The following is a 15,696-nucleotide window of genomic DNA, read 5'->3' as shown; positions in this document are numbered from 1 at the left end:
CGACGCGTCAGGCGGCGGAAGGCGTGGCCGGATCGGGGGATCCGGTCGGCACGTCGAGCGTCCCGAAACCAGCCGGCACGGCGGCCACCGGGCGCACCGCTCCGGCGGCGAGTCGGTACGACACGCCCACCACCGCGCACCGCCCCTGCGCCACCTCCTCGGCCAGCACGGGCGACTGCCCCAACAGCGTCTCGACGGTCTGTGCGATGTGGATGTCGACGATGCCGTCGATGTCCTCCACGCCCTCGGCCTCGGCCCGGCGCAGGCTGGGCAGCACGGCGTCGACCACCGCCTGTAGGTGCCCGCGAGGCGGGGTGCCGGTCGCTGCGGCATCCCGGGCCGCCTGCACCGCGCCACACGAGTCGTGGCCGAGCACCACCACCAGCGGGGTGCCGAGCACGGTCACCGCGTACTCCACGCTGCCGAGCACCTCCGGGCCGGCGGTGTGCCCGGCCGTGCGGACCACGAACAGATCGCCCAGCCCGCGGTCGAAGATGATCTCGGCAGCCAGGCGGGAGTCGGAGCAGCCGACGATCACCGCGAACGGGTGCTGCCCGTCGGCCACGGCGGCCCGGTGCCCGGCGTCCTGGTTGGGGTGGCGTGGGGCACCGCTCACGAAGCGTCGGTTGCCGGCGGCCAGCTCGGCGTACGCCCGGGCCGGTTCGCCGAGCGCGTACGCCCGGTCGGTGGTCCGCTGCGGACCCGGCTGCCCGCCGGGCGTTCCGGTCTGGCTCATCCCCGCACCTCGTCTCGACGCATTTGACCTGGTCAACGGGCTCTTCGCCCGGCCGGCGGCGGGCGCTGGCCCGATCATCACCGTCACACGCACCGTAAGATACGTCAAGAGATACGTGATACAGATTTCATACGTTGACCCCGGGCCGACCCTGGGTAAGTTCTCGAGGGCAGGGCGGACGAGACTCCCGTCGTGGGCAGGACGGACATCCGGAGAGGCGGTCACACGATGGCGGGCACCGCGATGGGCGACACCGGCGGCGGGCGGAACTGGACATTCCTCACCAACCACGGGCACGTCCTGCTGGCCATCGGCCGCGACCCCACCGCCCGGCTGCGCGATGTCGCGGCCGAGGTCGGCGTGACCGAACGGGCCGCACAGGCGATCGTCGCCGACCTGGAGGCGGAAGGCTACCTGCACCGCACCCGCGTCGGGCGGCGCAACGAATACACCCTCAACCCGGCCGGCCGGTTCCGGCACCCCGCCGAGGCCGACCGCCGGGTCGGCGACCTGCTCGCGCTGTTCGCCGAAACACCCACCGCGAAGTCCAGCCCTCGGGCCTGACCCCCTCGCCGGGCCGCGGACCGACTGGGCACAGCGGTAATCTTTGCGGGTGCGCGAATGCCCGCCGTTGAGCGCGACCAACACGTCCCGCCGTACCGGACGTGCCGTTCGGGGCGTCCTCAGTGGAACGCTGGCGGCCCTGCTCGGCACCGGCCTGGTGGCACCCTCCCCAGCGACCGCGGCACCGCCCATCTGTGGCCCACGCGGTGATGAGCGCCTGACCGAGATGCCGTGGGCGCTGCGCCGGCTGGAGCCGTCCTCGGCGTGGCAGCTGTCCCGGGGCGCCGGAGTGACGGTAGCGGTGATCGACTCCGGGGTCTCCGCCACTCACCCGCTCCTTGAGGGCCGAGTGCTCGAGGGGCGCGACTTCAACAACCTGGCGGCCAACAAGGGCCAGTGCGACGAGGCCGGGCACGGCACGCTGATCGCCGGCATCATCGCGGGCCGGGAGGGCCTGGGTGTTCCGTTCAGCGGCATCGCCCCGGCCGCCCGCATCCTGCCGATCCGGGTCCTGCCGAAGCTCGGGGACACCAGCGACCCGAAGCTTCCCGGCGAGATCGCCGCGGCCATCGACTGGGCGGTCGCGCAGGGTGCCGACGTGATCAACCTGTCCCTGACGACAATTCCCAGCACCGAACTGACGGCGGCCGTCGAGCGCGCGCTGGCCCAGAAGGTCGTGCTGGTCGCTGCCGCCGGCAACGGGACCGGGCAGCAGACGGACCGGCCGGGATACCCGGCCGCGTACCCCGGTGTGATCGCTGTCGGTGGGGTGGACGAGCAGGGTGGTCACGTGGGCACCTCGATCAGCGGCGACTACGTCGACATCGCCGCACCGGGGTTGCAGATCATCGGGCCGGCACCCAACGGGCCCGGCTACCGCCTCGTGGCGGAGGGCGGCACCAGCTACGCCGCCGCGTACGTCACGGGAGTGGTCGCGCTGGTCCGGGCCGCCTACCCCAGTCTCAACCCACAGGAGGTCGCCGATCGGCTGAAACGCACCGCGGACAACCCACCCGAGGGTCACAACGCCGACATCGGCTACGGGGTGGTCAACCCGTACCGGGCGGTGTCGAGCCTGCTCGGCACCCGGGCGAATCCGCCCGCTGGTGCGCTGCCGGCACCCGCCGTGCGCGACGACCCGCTGAGCTGGCAACGCCCCGTCGCGATCTGGGCGGCGGTGATCGGCGGGCTGCTCACCCTGCTGCTGCTGATCGCCCGACCGATCGTGGCCCGCGGCCGCCAGCGCGGCTGGCGTCCGGGCCGACGCACGGACTCACCGGCTGCCGGCTGACCGGCAGAACGCCGCGCTGCCGACGCAACGCAATGCGGCTCCGACCCGGGTGAACCGGACCGGAGCCGCATCGGGCGAATGCCTCAGCCCCACACCTTGGAGTTGCTCATCTCGGTGCTGAGGTAGTTTTCGCGGGCGATGCCGACGGCACCGCCGATCTCGTTCAGGATCCGGTTGATGTCCTGGACCGCCGCATCCCACTTCGCCTGGTGCTGCTCGTAGGCAACCCGGTCCTCGCCGTCCCAGTGGAGCTTGGTCAGCATCGACCGCAGCGTGTCGAGCTTCTCCTCGAGCGTCTTCGAGATGGCCTGCATCTGCTGGTTGCTGCTCTCGAGGACTGCGTAGTCAACTTTGATCGTCACGATTTCCTCCTCTGCTGGTTGCGGATCACGGGTTGAGAGCAGAGTGGAACTTGTCCAGCATCTGCTGCTGCTCTTCGTCGTTGACCTGGTGCGTCGTACCCGACTTGTCGAGCAGGTCAGCGATGCTGTCCATCGCTGTCAGCAGCTTGCTCGTGTCTTCGCTCCAGCGCGTCATCAGCGACTGGAAGCCCGTGGACGCCTGACCCTTCCACGCCATGGCCAGGTCGTCGACAACGTTCCACAGCTTCTTCAGCTCGCCGTCGACCTCGCTGCGCGTGGACCGCACGTCACTCGCGGCGGTATGCAGAGTCGCAGCTTCGACCTCGAACGCCATGCTTCACACCCTTCCGTCTGTTGTGGTGGCGGCTTCGCCGCACCCCTCCCCCGCGGCAAGGCACCAACACCCCACCGACGGACACTCCTGTGAAGACCGTAGCGGAACCTGTCCAGCCACCGCAGCCCTGAGCGGTGCCGTTCAATGGATGGTGGTGAATCGGACCGGGATGGCTCACCACGCCCCACCAAACGACCGATCCGCTCAGGACGGCTCAGACCAGGCGGTCTGGATCAGCTGCTGGCCATCGCGGCGGCGGACGAGGGTGCCCCGGCCCGGCGGTTGCGGGCTCGGCCGCAACGTACCGAAGACCGCGCCCTCCTCCCGGTTGCCGGACATCAGCAGGCCCGGCGAGTCCAACTCGCGCAGCCGCTGCAGCACCGGCTCGTAGAGCGCCCGGGACACCCCGCCGACCCGACGCGTGACGATCAGGTGCAGACCGATGTCACGCGCCTGCGGCAACAACTCGTGCAGGGCGCTGAGCGGGTTGCTGCCACCGGAGGCCACCAGGTCGTAGTCGTCCACCAGGATGTACAGGTCCGGGCCCTTCCACCAGCTGCGATCGCGCAGCTGGGCGGTGGTCACGTCCGGGCCGGGCAGCCGGTTGGACAGCGCGCTGCGGATCGAGCCGAGGCCCTGGGCGAATGCCTGGTTGGACGGCGCGTAGTCGAGCAGGTGATCGCCCTCCACCGCCCCCAGCAGGCCACGCCGGTAGTCGGCGATCACCAGCCGGGCCTGAGCGGGCGTGTACCGCTCAGTGATGCCCCGGGCAATCAACCGCAGCAGGTTGGTCTTGCCGCACTCGGCGTCGCCGAAGACCGTCAGGTGCGGCTCGTTGACCAGATCCAGGTAGACCGGCGCGAGCGCGGACTCGTTGACACCGATCGGCAGACCGGGCGCCGACCGGTCGATGATCCGGGCCAGCTCGGCCACCGGCAGCCGGCGCGGCAGCAGCCGCACCTTCGGCGCCGGACGGCCAGGCCAGTTCGCCGCCACGTGCCCGGCCAGGGACAGCGACGCCTCGCTCAGGTCCTCGATGTCCCGACGGCCGTCGACCCGCGAGATCGCGGTGAGGAAGTGCAGCTTGTCCCGGGTCAGGCCGCGACCGGGCGACTTCTCCGGCACGTTCATCGCCGCGCGGCGGTCGATCTCGGACTCGGACGCGTCACCGAGGCGCAGCTCCAGCTTGGTGCCGAGCAGATCCCGCATGTTGATCCGGATCTCCGCCCACCGCATCGCGGTGAGCACCACGTGCACGCCGAAGCCGAGGCCCCGGTTGGCCAGCGTGGTGATGGTCTGCTCCAGCTCCTCGTACTCCTGGCGCAGCGTGTTCCAGCCATCCACCACCAGGAACACGTCACCGAACGGGTCATCGGCGAACTCGCCGGCGGCGCGGCGACGACGGTAGCTGGCCACCGAGTCGATGCCGTGCTGGGCGAAGCGGTTCTCCCGGTCGTCCAGGACGGCGACCACCTCAGCCACCGTCCGGCGTACCGCCTCGACGTCCCGGCGACCGGCCACCCCGGCCATGTGCGGCAGGCGCTCCAGGCTGCGCAGCGCGCCCCCGCCGAAGTCCAGGCAGAAGAACTGCACCTCACGTGGCGTGTGGGTGAGCGCGAGCGAGGCGAGCAGCGTACGCAGCATCGTGCTCTTGCCGCCCAGTGACCGACCGACGATGACCACGTTGCCACCGGCCCCGGCCAGCTCGACCATCATCGGGTCGCGGCTCTGCTCGTACGGGCGGTCGACCACGCCGACCGGCACGGTCAGCCGCCCGCGCCCGGACCAGGACGCCGTGCACAGCCCGTAGGTCGGGTCGACCGCCAGCGGGCCGAGCAGCTCGCCCAGACCCGGCGGGTCCGCCAGTGGTGGCAGCCACACCTGGTGGGCAGGGCGGCCCCGACCTCTGAGCTGGTCGATCAGCACGTCGAGCATCGCCACGGCCTTGCCATCGGCCGGCTGGTCCGGCTCCGGAGCGGTGTCCACCGGCGTCTGCGGGACCTGCGCCGGAATGAAATCGAGGCCATACGGCACGATCCGACGTTGCACCAGCGCCTGCGAGGCGGAAGCCTGCTGCCCCGGCGCCCGATACGCCCCGGACACGTACGCGGCCCGGAACCGCAGCATCGTACTGGTGTCCGTCTTCAGGTAGCCGTGGCCCGGCGCGTTCGGCAGCTCGTACGCGTCCGGCACGCCGAGCACGATCCGGCTCTCCACGGCGGAGAAGGTACGCAGACCGATCCGGTACGACAGGTGGGTGTCCAGGCCACGCAGCTTGCCCTCTTCGAGCCGCTGGCTGGCCAGCAGCAGGTGCACGCCGAGCGATCGACCCAACCGGCCGATCATCACGAACAGGTCGATGAAGTCCGGCTTGGCGGCGAGCAATTCGCTGAACTCGTCGCAGATGATCAACAGACTGGGCATCGGGGCCAGTGGCTCACCGGCCGCACGGGCCTTCTCGTACTCGAAGCGCGAGACGTAGTTGCCGGCCGCCCGCAGCAGCTCCTGCCGGCGCACCATCTCACCAGCGAGGGCGTCGCGCATCCGGTCGACCAGCGGCAGCTCGTCGGCCAGGTTGGTGATCACCGCGCTGGTGTGCGGCAGCGCCTCCAGCGAGGCGAACGTCGCGCCGCCCTTGAAGTCCACCAGGACGAAGTTCAGTTCCTCCGACGAGTGGGTCACCGCCAACGCGGCCACCACCGTACGGAGCAGCTCACTCTTGCCGGACCCGGTAGCACCGATCACCAGACCGTGCGGGCCCATGCCTTCGTGCGCCGACTCCTTGAAGTCGAGCTCGACCACGTTGCCATCCGGGCCGACGCCGAGCGGGATACGCAGCCGGTCCCGGTGACCACGCGGACGCCAGGTGTTCTGAATGTCCACCGTCGCGGCGTCACCCACGCCGAGCAGGTCCGGCAGCTCCGTGCTGCGGGCCAGCGGCTCGTCGCTGCTGGCCTGCTGCTGGGAGAGCCGGTAGGGGGCGATCTGGCGGGCCAACCCCTCGGCGGCCTCGGCGCTGAGCTGGTCGGGCCGACCCAGCGGCGACGACGAGCTGCCCCGGACCAGGTCGAGCGAGCTTCCGTCAGCCACGTCGAGGCAGAGCAGCCAGCGGCCGGCGTCGCGCGGCACCGTCCCGGAGAGGTCGATCACGGTGGCGCCGAGCAGCCCCGGGCCCACCAGCTGGCAGGTCGGCGAGATCTCGCCACCGTCGATCACCACGACCAGGTGCGGGGCGGTCGTCAGCGGCTTGGCCTCCGGTGCGAACCGAGGCCGCCCGGCCAGCTCACCGGCGAGCGACGCCTCAGCCTCGGTCAGGCTGGCGAAGACCAGCCGGCGTGCGCCGGCCGCGTCGGTCCGGCCACTGTGGTGTGCGTGTGGCAGCCACTTCACCCAGTCCCAGGACGACTGGCGGTCGGGCGCGGCGACCACCGCGATCACCAGGTCGTCCGGGGCGTGGAAGGTGGCCAACTGCCCGAGCGCCGCCCGGGTCAGGTCGAGCACGGCGTCGCGGTCGCCGCGCAGCACCACCCGGCTGAACGCGCGCACCGACAACGCCGTCGGCAGGTCGGGCACGGTGGAGTGCGCGCGTACGAAGCGGCGCAGCGCGATGGCGCTCATCGGCTCCAGGTCCTCCACCGGCTTCGTCTCCGGCGGGACGATCTCCACTGCCAGGCGCTGCGGGCCGAGCGCGATCCGGGTCTCGCCGAAGTCGTCCTCGGTGATCCGTCGCTCCCAGAGCCGCCGGGATGCGGCGATCGACCAGAGCGCGTCGGGCTCCGGGTGTCGCCAGGCCATCGCGGCCCTCTGCTGCTCGGCGGCACGGCGGGTGCGCTTACGCATCTGCGCCAGGTAGCGCATGTAGTCGCGGCGGTCCGCGTTCAACTCGGCCTTGTCCTTGCCACCGCTGTTGGCCAGCGAACCGATCGCCATGCCGAGCATCGAGACACCGAACAGACCACCGGCGACGTACGTCATCATGCCGCCGCCCTTGCCGGCGTAGAGGAACGCCATCGCGCCGACCCCGCAGAACATCGGCAGGATCATGAGCAGTTGCCCCATCCCGCGGGGCGTCGGCTCGGGCAGCTCAGGAGGAGACTCCAGCAGCACCTCGCCGCGCGGTAAGGCCGGCCCCGGCTGACGCGGGAGCCGGCGGAAAACCACCGTGCTCACGGCTGTCTCCTCCCCAGAAGCGGCCCTGATGACGTGCGCCCACGGAGCACAGCCCGCGGGTGGGCCTCGTACGTGCCCGTCATCGTAGGTAATCTGCCGTGGACGCGGTGGACCCGGACCGCAGCATCGCAGCCAGCCGATCACAGACGCACACCTGGAGGCCACTGTGGCGACGAAGACGGCGACCGGTGGTCTGAGCCGGATCACCATCGTGGCTCCCCGTACCCGGATGGACCTGGCGCTGCCATCGGACGTGCCGATGGCCGATCTGCTGCCCACCCTGCTGCGCTACGCCGGTGAGGACATGGCCGACGAGGGTGCGCGGCACGGCGGCTGGGCTCTGTCCCGGTTGGGCGGTGCACCCCTGGACGGCGGGCGCACCGCTGCGCAGCTCAGCGTCCGTGACGGTGAGGTGCTCTACTTCAATCCCCGGTCCGCGGCGGCCCCGGAAATCGTCTTCGACGACGTGGTGGACGCGGTCGCGACTGCGACAAATCAACGCCCCGGCGCCTGGCAGGTCGGCGCGACCCGGTCCTTCGCGGTGCTCTTCGCCGCGGCGGCGCTCGGCGCGGGCGCGCTGGCCGCGCTCTTCGCCGGCCCGCCGCACCTGCCCGGCGCGGTGGCGGCCCTGCTTGTCGCGGTGGCGCTGCTGGTAGGCGCGGCGGTGCTGTCCAGGGCCGCCGGTGACAGCCGCACCGGCGCGGTGCTGGCCATGGTCGGCCTGGCGTATGCCGCCACCGGCGGCCTGCTGCTGCTCGCCGGCGATCGACCGCTGACCGAGCTGGCCAGTCCGCACGTCCTGCTCGCGGCGACCGCTGCGGTGGTCGCCGGTGCGGTAGCCGTACTGGCGGTCGGCGACCGGTACCCACTCTTCTTCGCCGCGATCGGGGTGGGGGCCGCGACCGGCCTGGGCGCGATGCTGTGTCTGGTTTTCGGCCTCGACGCGCCAGCCTCCGCCGCGGTGGTGGCGGCGGTCGCGTTCGGCGTGATGCCGGCGTTGCCGATGGCGGCCTACCGGCTGGCCCGACTGCCGGTGCCGTCGATCCCGACCGGTCCGGACGACCTGAAGACCGACAGCGAGTCGGTGGATGGCCGGCAGGTGCTCCAGCAGAGTGAACGCGCCGACCAGTTCCTGACGGGTCTGCTGTGGACGGTGTCCCTGCTGGTGCTGGGCGCGCAACTGGTGCTGGCGCTGGACGGGCGCCTGTCGGCGGTGCTGCTGTGCCTGGTGCTGGCCCTCCTCTCGCTGCTCCGGGCCCGACCGCTCCTGGGCCGCGCCCAGCGCACCCCGGTGCTGCTGGCCGGCACCGTGGGGCTGGGTCTGGCCGCCGCGGCCACCTTCGCCGGTGGGTCGCTGCCGGTCCGGCTCGGCCTGATCCTCGGCGGGCTGGTGCTGGCCGCCGTGGTCAGCCTGATCTACGGTCTGACCGTCGCCGGCAAGCGCATCTCGCCGGTCTGGGGCCGGCTGCTCGACATCGCCGAGATCCTGCTGATCATCTCGCTGGTCCCGCTCGCCTTCTGGGTCTGCGGCCTCTACGGCTGGATCGTCAACCTCCGGCCCTGACCGCGCGTGCCGCCTCCCCGGTCGGCGCGGTCACGGACGGGTGGAGGCACCCAGCGCCGACGCGACCGGAGCGGTGGCGTAGACGCCCGGACCGTGTTGACCGTCCATGGGCCGGGTGGACGTGCCTGCCCGCTGCGCGACCTCACTCACCACCTTGACCAGCGCCTCGACGTGATTGTCCATCGCTGCGACCCGCAACAGCGGCGCCGCCACCCGGCCGTCCACCGATACCGTCGCGGCCACCGTGTGCGACGGCGCAGAGGTCGCGGTGATCGCGTCCACGAGCGGGCCGAGCGGCGCGTCCGAACGGCCCCGCAGGGACATGCAGCGGTGGGTCCAACCGCCGCCGCGCAGCCCTCGCCAGGTTTCCGCCGGCGCCTCCGGCACCAGGTCCAGGCCGGCGGCCGAGACGATCGCCGCCCGCAGTTCCTCACGGCCCAGCGGCCGATGGGCCAGGCCCGCGGAGGTGAGCGCCTTGCCGAGCCGGCCGATCCCCGCAGCCACGGTCCGGTGCACGCCGGGCAGCCCGCCGCCCCGGCTCACCGCCTCCACCCGGGCGTCGCGGACGGTGAGCCGCAGCGCCACCCACACGGTCCGGTGCGCCGCCGGCGGGGCGCCGGGCGCCGGATACCAGACCAGGGTGTGTGCGACAACCTGGGCCCGGGACACCGGGGCGCTGAAGTCCGCGAGCACCCGCAGCACGGTGTCCACGGTGGAGGCGTCCACCGAACCGACCGTCGCGCCACTGACGGACTGCAGCGCGACCGCGGCGAACCAGCCCTGGTCGTCCTGCCCGATGCCGAGCCGGGTGCCCCGGTCGGTCAACTCGATGACGCTCAACTCGGGGGCGAGCGCGGCCAACCGTGGGTCCGTCGCCGAGCCACCAGCCAGCGCGGCCGACGCGCGCTCGCCGCGTCGCCGCAGCCGCCGGCGCAACAGCAGGTCCTCGAACCACCATCGGCCACCTCGCCGGGCGAAGGCGGCAACAACGATCAGCACCGCCAGGGCGCCCACCGCGGCGAACACCCAGCTGGGCCCGGCCGCCGCCGCCCAGACACCGAGCGCGCACAGCTCCAGCACGACGAGCTGCCCAACCAGGACGGGGCCGACCCGTCCACGGCCGGGCCGGTCGGCCGGGGGCGCCGACCGCGTCGGAACGTCGGACGGGTCCGCGGTCGCTCGGGCGGGTCGCACCTGAACCTGTGTCATCGCTGACTGTCCCTCCTGCACGGTACGGCTCTGCGCCGGGTCGGTCCGGCGCCGGCCACGAGCGGTGGTCCCGAGGAACCGCCGTCGGCCCCTTATCGTAGGGAAGCCCGCGACGGCACCCCGACCTGATCGTCGCGGATCCACCCCGCCGGAGGTAAGTCATGCGGACCCGCCGCGATCAGGTGCAGGCGTACCGCTTCGTCACCCGTCGGATCGTCTCCGCGTTGCTGTCGGGCGATCCGGAGACCACCAACCTGCCGATGCGACGGCTCGGCATGGCCGTCTTCGGCAGTGTCGTCGCCGCCGCCGTCGTGCTCGGTGGGGTGGGCGCCTACGGCCAGTTGACCGGAAACGCCGCGCCGCTGCAAGACCAGACCCTGGTCATCGAACGGGAGACCGGCGCGACGTACGTGTTCATGAACGGGCAGCTGCATCCGACGCTCAACTACACCTCGGCCCGCCTGATCCTGAACAAGTCGGATGCGGTGCCGCGGACGATGTCCCAGGCGTCGCTGCGGGACCGACCACGCGGCGTCACCCTCGGCATCGTCGGGGCGCCGGACGCCCTGCCGGACCGCAAGTCGTTGACCGGGCTGCCCTGGTCGGTCTGCGACGTGCCCGACCCGGTCGACACGAAGCGTTCCAGCACCCGGGTGGTGATCGACCGTGCGCTGCCCGGCGGCACGCCGCTGGGCGACGGCGCGGCGCTGGTCGCGGTGGACGACCAGCAGTACGTGCTCACCAACAACACCCGGCTCCAGGTGCTCGGTGGGCCACGGACCAGCACTGCGTTGAATCTGCCCGACGCCGCGAAGCTGTGGGTCGGGCAGCAGCTGATCAACGCCGTACCGGCCGGGCCGCCGCTGCGCAAGCCGTCGCTGCCCGGCGAAGGTCAATCCAGCAGCCGGGACGTGGCCGGGCGGTCGTCCACCATCGGTCAGGTGTTCAGGGCCGCCGGGCGGCACTACGTACTGGCCCGGGAAGGCCTCGTCTCAATCAGTGAGATCACCGCGCTACTGATGGTCAGCGACGGCGGTCGGATCACCGACATCACGCCGAACCAGGCCGCCGATTCGTATGTCGAGCAACGGGTGGAGGAGGAAGGGCTGCCGCCGACGATGCCCACCTTCCACCAGACGGTTTCCGGTCAGACCGTGCTGTGCGCGACGTACCGGGCGGGCAGCGCGGGCGGCCCGCCGACCACCACCCTGGAGGTCTTCGACCGGGCGCCGGCCGAGCTGACCGCGAGCGATCCGGGGCTGGTGCCGGTGCGACAGACCAGGCGCGACGCCGTACGCACCGCCGAAGCAGTGCTGCTGCCCGGCGGGAAGGGTGTCATCGTGCAGGCCTCGCCCGGTGCCGGGACCAGCGGATCCGGTGCCGCCGGGTCGACGATCTACCTGATCACCCCGCAGGGCATCCGGTATCCGCTCGGCTCGGCGGCGACGCTGGGCGTACTCGGCTACGACGGGATCACCCCGCTGGCGGTGCCCGGCTCGCTGCTCTCGCTGATCCCGACCGGGCCCACGCTGAATTACGAGGACGCGCTGGCCGTCTTCTCACCCGAAGGGCCAGCCCCGACCGTACGGCCGTCGGCCGCGCCGCCGTCTCCGGCACTGCCGTCGGGGTCGACGTCCCCCGCGCCGCCTTCGGGGTCCGCGACGCCCTCGGGGTCGACGCCGTCCGTTCGGCCGTCCGGCTCGACGCCGTCCGCTCCGGTCAGCAGCGCTCCGCCGACCGGTGGGGCGGGGGGTGGGATGCCGATGGGATCGACCGGGGCCGACGGCTGAGCAGCTTCGACGGGTCGCCCAGAGTCGTAGCGGTGGACTAACCTGGATGGTGCTGACGGTTGTCAACCAGAACGACGGGGATGTTGCCATGACCGGGCGTACGGAAGTCGACCTGCTGTCCCTTGAGGACTTCCACCGGCACCTGGCGTCGCGCCTGACCCAGGTCGATTCGGTGCTGCGCAAACTCAACACCGAGATGCAGTGCAGCCCTCCGGCGTTGGGCTCGTTCTTCGACGCCACCGACAAGGCCCGCCGCTACAGCGAGGTCCACCAGTCCTATGTCGATCAGGCCCAACGGATCCGGCAGGCGGTGCTGGCGGCACAGCAGGCGACCAGCACGATCCTGACCAACTACCGCACCGCCGAGGCGCGTAACGCAGCCAACGCCACCGATGTCACCGCCGCGTTGAACGGGGTCGACCGGGCGTTGCAGCCGAAGGAGGACGGGCGTGTCTGAATACACCCAGCGTTACCAGGGCAGCAGCCACCAACAGCTGTACGACGGCGTGATGGCGGGCAAGCCGGAGCAGATCGAGGGCGTAGCCGCCCAGTGGGCAGAGCTCAAGGGAATTCTGGACGGTGTCGGCCGGGAGTTGAGTGGCGACCTCGAGAAGCTCGGCAACACCTGGACAGGTTCGGCAGGTCGGGAGTTCCATCGGCGACTCAGCCTGATCGTCGCCCACTCCGATGCGTTGGGCGAGGGGATGGCCGGCATCAAGCAGGGGCTGACCATGATGGCCGACCACCTGCGCGCCGGCCAGAAGCAGGCCGAGAGCCCGGAGGAGACCGACGACAACGACAAGGCGGTCTCCGGTGCGCTCAAGGGTGCCGCCACTTTCGGTCTGCCCGGCGCTGTCGTCATGGGCGTCCTGGGTCACCAGCAGGACAAGGAAGAGCAGGACAAGGCCCACCAGCGGATGGTGAACCTGGTGGCCGAGTTGGCCTCCGGTTACGAGCTGTCCGCCTATGACCGGGTGGTCGATCCGCCCCAACCTGACCCGGACACTCCGAGCACGGTCAGCAAGGATCCGACGACGCCCCAGAGCGTTTCGGCCATCGCCAGGGTGACCTCAGGGCCCAACACCACCGACGGCAGCGCACACACCGGTGGCAAGACCATTGCGACGCCCGTTCGCGCGGCCCCGACGCCGGTCGTCGGCGAGGGCTCGGTCCCTGTTGACAACGGTTCGGGCACCGGTGGCACGCCTGCTGTCGTCACCGGCCCGGATGGTGCAGGCACCGACTCCGAGTCCCCCGGCACCTCACTCGCCGGTGCGGACCCGCTGATCGGCGGCGCGCTGCTCGGCGGGGGTGCCGTCGGGCTGGCCGGCCTGTCCGGGCCGACCACGGTGACCCCTGGTGCCGGCACCGGTCCGGGTCTGCTCTACGGAGCACAGGGCGGGGCACCGGCCGGCGGAGTGCTGCGCACGGCCGCGCTCGCCGGTTCGGGCAGCACGCCCCCACCTCGGCTCGTCCGACCGGTGGTGCGGCCCCGGCAGAGAGTCGCTCCGCCAGCGGGGTCGGGCGCAGCATGGACGGCCAGCGCGGCACCAGCGGCGGGCGGGCGGCCACGACCGGCGGCAACGCCCGACCGGGCTCCGGCAGCGGCGCCGGGCGGCCCGGGGTGCTCGGCGGGCGCGGCGGACCTCAGGACGACGACTCCGATGAGCGGCTGACCTGGTTGACCGAGGACGAGATGGTGTGGCGGGACGGCGGGAACGCCGCGCCTCCGGTGCTCGGCACCGGGGACTGACCACGATCCGCCGCCGGCAACGTTGACCACCGGCGGTGCCGTACGAACGATGCGCGGTGCCCCCGACCGGACCTGATCCGGCCCGGGGGCACCGCTGTTTCCGGGTGTCGATCGATGCCGTCCACAGTGCGCATGGTGGTGGCGGTCACGCCAGACCGGAGCGTCGCCGTGCTGCGACATGCCGAGGTGGGCGATAGGTTGGTCTGGTGTCGTCCGCAGCGTGTGTCCGCCCAGCCCGATGGGCTGTGCTGCGGTCACTGCGGGACCTGACCCGGCTGGCGGTCACCGCGCTGGTGCTCGCGGTCGGCCTCGGTGGCGCTCTCGCCGCGACCCCACCGCCGGCCCCGACGCAGCTGCGGCCCAGTGCCGTGAGCAGCCGGGTGGCGACTGTCCGCCCCGATGCCGGCCCGGCCACCGAGCGGGCGGGCCAGCCCGTTGCCGCCCCGCCGGCTGGCACGGTCGATACCGCCGCGGTGGCCGCTCCGTTGACGGAGGGCCCGGGGCACACGCCGGCCATCGATCCCGGCCGTGGCACTCCGACGCGACGGGGCCCACCCGCCCGCTGATCCAGGCCCGGCGATCTCCGGGGCCCGGTCCCGGGTAATCCGTCGCGCGCACCTGAGTTGCCGCCGACGGGAGACCCCGCCACTTGGCCGACCGGTGCTGTCGGGCCCCTCCTGCCGCCCGTCGATACCCGCCTTCGACCGCGAGGTGCTGATCATGCAATCCCTCCTCTCCGCCGCCCTGCCCGACCTGTCCCGCGCCGCCGTCATCTGGCTGAGCCTGCTCGGGGTGGTCGGGGTCGCTGTCTCCGCTCTCCTCCTGCTGCGGCCCGGCCGGCTCCGCTTCGACCCGGGCGCTCGGATCCGCCGCGCGGCCATGCCGAGCCAATTCGAACAGGCCCAGGAGGAACGGGAGCAGAGCCGCTACGCGCAGGAGGTCGCGGTGGCCGCGGAGGGGGCGACGAGCACCGCCAAGCGCCGCCGGGCGGAGTGGGTGGCCGCGCAGGAGGCGGTCGAGGCGGCCTGGCAGACGTACGAGGCGGCCGAGGTGGCCGTGCGGCGGCTCGGCGGCGCGGCCGCGATGCCGCTCCCGCACACCGCCCGGACTCCCTCCGAGTACGTGGACCGCGAGCGCTACCTGCACCGCGCCGCCCTGGACGCGTACTGGCGGCGGGAGCTGTCGGTGGAGCAGCTCAGCGACGTCTTCGCGCACCGCGACGGCTGGGACCCTCGGCTGCACCCGGTCGAGCAGGAACTGGTGCTGCAGCGAGCGATCCGGGACAACCTGGCGGCCAAGCACGCCGCGGCCCGCGAGCAGGAGCAGATTGCCTGGCGGGCGGCGGAGCTGGCCGTGGCGGCGGCCCGCAGTCTGCGCGAGGAGGCCCACGCCGCCGCCGGGCGACGGGTCGCGGAGTCGGCGTCGGTGCTTCCGCTCAGCGAGGTTGCCCGGCCGTCGGTCGAGCAGACCCGGGACAACAAGGTGATCGCCCACGGCCGCGCGACGGTGCCCGCGTTCTGAGCCGAGCGGTGTCGGGTGGGTTAGCGTGACGGCATGTCCCGACAGGCGTGGGTCCTCGTGGTGATCGCCGGCATCCTGGCGATCGCCACACTGGTCGGTGCCGTGGTGCTGGCGGTGCGGGTGGTGCGTACGCGACGGCTGCTGACCGGGCTCGGCGCGGGCGGCAAGATCGCCTTCTACGGGGCGCTGATCTACACGATCTTCCCGATCGACGTGCTCCCGGATCCGATCTACCTGGATGACATGGGTGTCCTGGCCGCCGCGCTGATCTACCTCACCCGGCTGGTGCACCAACGCCGGGCGGCGGATCGCCAACTGCCCGGTCAGCCGGACGCCCCGCCGGAGCGGGACCGGGTACGCCGCCGCGTGCCATGATCGAGGTCGGTTCGGCGGACAGGGGAC

14 protein-coding genes are annotated in these 15,696 nt (G+C 72.2%); 9 read left to right on the top strand and 5 right to left on the bottom strand.

What is annotated here, in order from left to right:
- Nucleotides 1-7: 7 nt before the first annotated feature.
- Nucleotides 8-736: a carbonic anhydrase gene (locus tag PCA76_RS02840; protein ID WP_272615070.1), complete on the bottom strand. Its 729-nt coding sequence runs from the start codon at nucleotides 734-736 to the stop codon at nucleotides 8-10.
- 228 nt (nucleotides 737-964) lie between these two features.
- Between PCA76_RS02840 and PCA76_RS02835 the strand changes: the two genes are divergently transcribed.
- Together PCA76_RS02835 and mycP are read left to right on the top strand one after the other, a co-directional pair.
- Nucleotides 965-1,300, top strand: a complete 336-nt coding sequence (locus PCA76_RS02835) for a helix-turn-helix transcriptional regulator (RefSeq protein ID WP_272615068.1) — start codon at nucleotides 965-967, stop codon at nucleotides 1,298-1,300.
- A 49-nt stretch (nucleotides 1,301-1,349) separates the two neighbouring features.
- Nucleotides 1,350-2,591: a type VII secretion-associated serine protease mycosin gene (gene mycP / locus PCA76_RS02830; RefSeq protein ID WP_272615066.1), complete on the top strand. Its 1,242-nt coding sequence runs from the start codon at nucleotides 1,350-1,352 to the stop codon at nucleotides 2,589-2,591.
- Nucleotides 2,592-2,674: 83 nt separating this feature from the next.
- Here mycP and PCA76_RS02825 read toward each other — a convergent pair whose 3' ends face one another.
- The 3 genes from PCA76_RS02825 to eccCa all read right to left on the bottom strand — a co-directional run bounded on the left by PCA76_RS02825 (nucleotide 2,675) and on the right by eccCa (nucleotide 7,457).
- On the bottom strand, nucleotides 2,675-2,953 hold the full coding sequence (locus PCA76_RS02825) for a WXG100 family type VII secretion target (protein ID WP_272615064.1): 279 nt from the start codon (nucleotides 2,951-2,953) through the stop codon (nucleotides 2,675-2,677).
- 25 nt (nucleotides 2,954-2,978) lie between these two features.
- The gene (locus PCA76_RS02820; protein ID WP_272615063.1) at nucleotides 2,979-3,287 is read right to left on the bottom strand and encodes a WXG100 family type VII secretion target; all 309 of its coding nucleotides are present in this window, start codon (nucleotides 3,285-3,287) and stop codon (nucleotides 2,979-2,981) included.
- Between the two features lie 204 nt (nucleotides 3,288-3,491).
- Entirely contained in the window at nucleotides 3,492-7,457 is a 3,966-nt protein-coding gene (gene eccCa / locus PCA76_RS02815; RefSeq protein ID WP_272615062.1) for a type VII secretion protein EccCa, read from the bottom strand.
- Between the two features lie 166 nt (nucleotides 7,458-7,623).
- Between eccCa and eccD the strand changes: the two genes are divergently transcribed.
- The gene (eccD, locus tag PCA76_RS02810) at nucleotides 7,624-9,021 is read left to right on the top strand and encodes a type VII secretion integral membrane protein EccD (protein ID WP_272615060.1); all 1,398 of its coding nucleotides are present in this window, start codon (nucleotides 7,624-7,626) and stop codon (nucleotides 9,019-9,021) included.
- Between the two features lie 30 nt (nucleotides 9,022-9,051).
- Here eccD and PCA76_RS02805 read toward each other — a convergent pair whose 3' ends face one another.
- Complete coding sequence (locus PCA76_RS02805; RefSeq protein ID WP_272615059.1) at nucleotides 9,052-10,230, bottom strand: type VII secretion protein EccE; 1,179 nt, start codon at nucleotides 10,228-10,230, stop codon at nucleotides 9,052-9,054.
- A 161-nt stretch (nucleotides 10,231-10,391) separates the two neighbouring features.
- Between PCA76_RS02805 and eccB the strand changes: the two genes are divergently transcribed.
- The 6 genes from eccB (at nucleotide 10,392) to PCA76_RS02775 (ending at nucleotide 15,669) form a co-directional block, all read left to right on the top strand.
- Nucleotides 10,392-12,020, top strand: coding sequence for a type VII secretion protein EccB (gene eccB / locus PCA76_RS02800; RefSeq protein ID WP_272615057.1), 1,629 nt, complete (start codon nucleotides 10,392-10,394; stop codon nucleotides 12,018-12,020).
- Nucleotides 12,021-12,066: 46 nt separating this feature from the next.
- Nucleotides 12,067-12,477 carry a hypothetical protein gene (locus PCA76_RS02795; protein ID WP_272615055.1) on the top strand — a complete coding sequence of 137 codons (411 nt, stop codon included), beginning with the start codon at nucleotides 12,067-12,069 and terminating at the stop codon, nucleotides 12,475-12,477.
- Nucleotides 12,470-13,696 carry a WXG100 family type VII secretion target gene (locus PCA76_RS02790; RefSeq protein WP_272615053.1) on the top strand — a complete coding sequence of 409 codons (1,227 nt, stop codon included), beginning with the start codon at nucleotides 12,470-12,472 and terminating at the stop codon, nucleotides 13,694-13,696. The genes PCA76_RS02795 and PCA76_RS02790 overlap by 8 nt, the downstream gene beginning before the upstream one ends.
- Nucleotides 13,697-13,979: 283 nt before the next feature.
- Nucleotides 13,980-14,339, top strand: a complete 360-nt coding sequence (locus PCA76_RS02785; protein ID WP_272615052.1) for a hypothetical protein — start codon at nucleotides 13,980-13,982, stop codon at nucleotides 14,337-14,339.
- A gap of 154 nt (nucleotides 14,340-14,493) precedes the next feature.
- The gene (locus PCA76_RS02780; protein ID WP_272615051.1) at nucleotides 14,494-15,294 is read left to right on the top strand and encodes a hypothetical protein; all 801 of its coding nucleotides are present in this window, start codon (nucleotides 14,494-14,496) and stop codon (nucleotides 15,292-15,294) included.
- Nucleotides 15,295-15,327: 33 nt separating this feature from the next.
- The gene (locus tag PCA76_RS02775) at nucleotides 15,328-15,669 is read left to right on the top strand and encodes a YkvA family protein (protein WP_272615050.1); all 342 of its coding nucleotides are present in this window, start codon (nucleotides 15,328-15,330) and stop codon (nucleotides 15,667-15,669) included.
- Nucleotides 15,670-15,696 lie beyond the last annotated feature (27 nt).

This window comes from Micromonospora sp. LH3U1 (assembly GCF_028475105.1).
GTDB lineage: Bacteria > Actinomycetota > Actinomycetes > Mycobacteriales > Micromonosporaceae > Micromonospora.
Note: the sequence above shows the minus strand (reverse complement) of the source record. Positions and strands in the feature narration are given on the sequence as shown.